Genomic DNA, 2,994 nt, shown 5'->3' with positions numbered 1-2,994 from the left:
ATTTTAATTATACACTATTATTAGTTTACGACAACTATCCTACCACATAGGGCTAAAGAGCATTGTGAACTATGTGCTAAGATATGTGAAAAATGTGCGGAAGAATGTGAAATGTTTAAAGATGAACACTGTCAAAAATGTGCACAAATCTGCCGTCAATGTGCAGAAGAGTGTAGAAAGATGGCTGCTATGTAGTTTTTATAAATAAAACCTTATTGACTATAAACACCCTGTTATTAAAACCAGAAACATTCTGGCAAACAAAACAACAGGGTGTTTATAATTTTAATAGTATATATATTATGATATAATATATATACTATTAAAAGACGGTGAGGTAATAGCATGTTAAACAAAAAAACTATTAAGGATAAATATTTTTGGCTGATATCGTTTTTAACTTTATTAATAACCTTTCTGCATTATTCAAATCTAATGTCAGAATGGGAACTACATATATTTTATCGTAAATTATATTATTTACCAATTATATTATCATCTTTTAGATATAGGTTAAAAGGTGGACTTATTTCATCAATAATTATTTCTATACTTTATGCACCACATATATCAATATTTGGAAGTGGACTTAGTATAACTTTGTTAAACCAATACTTAGAGATGGTTTTATTTTTAACTATAGGTTATATTACTGGTAAGTTAGTAGAAACCGACTATGAAAAACAAAAAAAATTAGAGAATAAGATTATCGAAATAACTAAACTTCAGAATTATACTAAGAACATTGTAGATAGTATAAATAGTGGTGTATTGTCTTTAGATACAAACTTCAATATCACTTCTATAAATAAAGAAGGAGAAAAGATATTTGGAGTTAAAGAAGTATTAGGTTCCAATATATTAAAAATATTTGATGAAAAATACATTGATGATATATTCAATCAAGCAAAGATTCAAAGAACACAATTTGCTAATATTAATTCAAAAATAAATATAGAAGGGATAGAAAAATATTTAGTTTTAACAGTAACTCCTTTATTTAATATATTAAATAAACTTCAAGGACTTGTGGTAATAATTCAAGATAAATCAAAAGAAAAGAACTTAGAAGCCCAAGCAATAAGATCAGATAGACTCGTGGCAGTAGGAGAATTAGCAACAGGTATAGCCCATGAGATAAGAAATCCAATGGGAATAATTAAAACTATAAGCCAAACCTTACAAGAAGAAAATGATAATGAAGATTTATTAGAAGGTCTTGAAATAATTATAAAAGAAATAGATAGAGCTAATAGGGTGATTGATGGTATATTAAATTTTGCAAAACCTATTGGAAATGAAATGAAAGAAGTATCTTTAAATGCACTATTAGAAGAAGTAGTTAACATAACTAATAAATATGTTAAAAAACAAAATGTTATTATAGAACTATATTTAGAAGATGAGATAAATATTATTGCAGATAAAGAAAAACTAATGCAAGTTTTTATAAATCTCATTTTTAATGCAAGTCAAGCTATGGCGATGGATGGTAAAATAATAATAACAACAGTAACTAGAGACAGTGGTGTAAATATTAGTTTTAAAGATACTGGTATAGGGATAAAAAAGGAAGATATTAAAAAATTATTTAATCCATTTTTTACCACAAAGGAAAAAGGTATAGGACTGGGACTTAGTGTATCGGATCGAATTATACAAGATCATAATGGATATATGATAATAGATAGTATCGAAGGAGAGGGAACTCAAGTTGATATTTATCTACCATTAGGAAAGAAAGAGGGTGTTACAAATTAAAACTAAAATATTAATAGCAGATGATGAAGTTAATATGGTTTGGGCGTTAAAAAAGGTATTGATAAAAGAAGGATTTGAAGTTTTAAGTGCTGAAAATGGAGAAGAAGCACTTAAAATTTTTAGAAGAGAAGAATCAGATTTAGTCATACTAGATTTGAAAATGCCTAAAATAAATGGGATAGAAGTTTTAAGAAATATCAAGGATACAAATCCTAAAATTCCTGTAATTATGATAACTGCCCACGGATCAACTGATGTTGCAGTTGAGGCTATGAAATTAGGTGCATTAGATTACATATCTAAACCTTTTGATATTGAGGAACTTAGAGTTATTATAAGGAAAGCCTTAGAATACAAAAAGTTAAACGATGAAGTAAACTATTTAAAAGGAGTACTTAAGGAAAAAACAACTAAATTAATATATAAAAGTAAGATTATGGATGATCTGGTAAAGTTAGTTCACAAAGCAGCCCCAACTGAAGCTACAATTTTAATATTAGCAGAAAGTGGAACTGGAAAAGAACTAATAGCAGATTTAATTCATGAGTGTAGCTATAAAAGTTCAGGCCCTTTAATCAAAATAAATTGCGGTGCACTACCAGAGAATCTGCTAGAAAGTGAACTTTTTGGCTATGAAAAAGGAGCGTTTACGGGTGCAGTTTCTAGAAAGAAAGGGAAATTTGAGTTATCTCAAGGTGGTACCATATTTCTTGATGAGATAGGTGAAATAAGTGAAGCAATGCAGGTAAAACTATTGAGAGTTCTTCAAGAAAAAGAATTTCAAAGAGTTGGTGGGGAAGAGACAATAAAAGGTGACTTTAGAGTGATTGCAGCAACTAATAAGGATTTAAAAGAAATGGTTGAGAATCAGGAGTTTAGAGAGGATTTATATTATAGATTAAATGTAATTCCTATTTCTATCCCACCTCTTAGGGAGAGAAAAGAAGATATTCCTCTCTTAATAGACTACTTTATAGAAAAATATTCATTACAAATGGGAAAACCTAAGATGAGAATAAATGAAAAAGCATTAAATAAAATGATTAATTATAAATGGCAAGGTAATATAAGAGAATTACAAAATATAATAGAGAGATGTGTTATTTTATCCTTAGGAAATGTAATAACTGAAGAGATTCTACCAAGCAATATTACAAATACTGTATATAATATTGATAAAGATTTTATTTTACCTGAGGATGGAATATTGCTAGAGGATGTTGAAAAAGATCT

3 protein-coding genes are annotated in these 2,994 nt (G+C 28.1%); all 3 read left to right on the top strand.

The genetic code is table 11. The features are described from left to right. The first annotated feature begins 36 nt into the window (after positions 1 to 36). Complete coding sequence (locus tag ACTHW2_RS12455; RefSeq protein WP_442264223.1) at positions 37 to 195, top strand: four-helix bundle copper-binding protein; 159 nt, start codon at positions 37 to 39, stop codon at positions 193 to 195. Between the two features lie 150 nt (positions 196 to 345). Continuing rightward, a complete protein-coding gene (locus ACTHW2_RS12450) occupies positions 346 to 1,761 on the top strand; it encodes a two-component system sensor histidine kinase NtrB (protein WP_442264222.1) in 1,416 nt (471 codons plus the stop codon). Continuing rightward, positions 1,748 to 2,994 (top strand): sigma-54-dependent transcriptional regulator (locus ACTHW2_RS12445; protein WP_442264221.1); only part of this gene is annotated, 1,247 nt, incomplete at its 3' end. The genes ACTHW2_RS12450 and ACTHW2_RS12445, both read left to right, overlap by 14 nt.

Origin of the sequence: Tissierella sp. (assembly GCF_052089545.1) — a bacterium.
Taxonomy (GTDB): Bacteria; Bacillota; Clostridia; order Tissierellales; family Tissierellaceae; genus Tissierella_A.
Note: the sequence above shows the minus strand (reverse complement) of the source record. Positions and strands in the feature narration are given on the sequence as shown.

What these genes read in the sequence shown, in the direction of transcription:
- ACTHW2_RS12450 (WP_442264222.1), top strand. Translation starts at nt 346, where the DNA reads ATGTTAAACAAAAAAACTATTAAGGATAAATATTTTTGGCTGATATCG.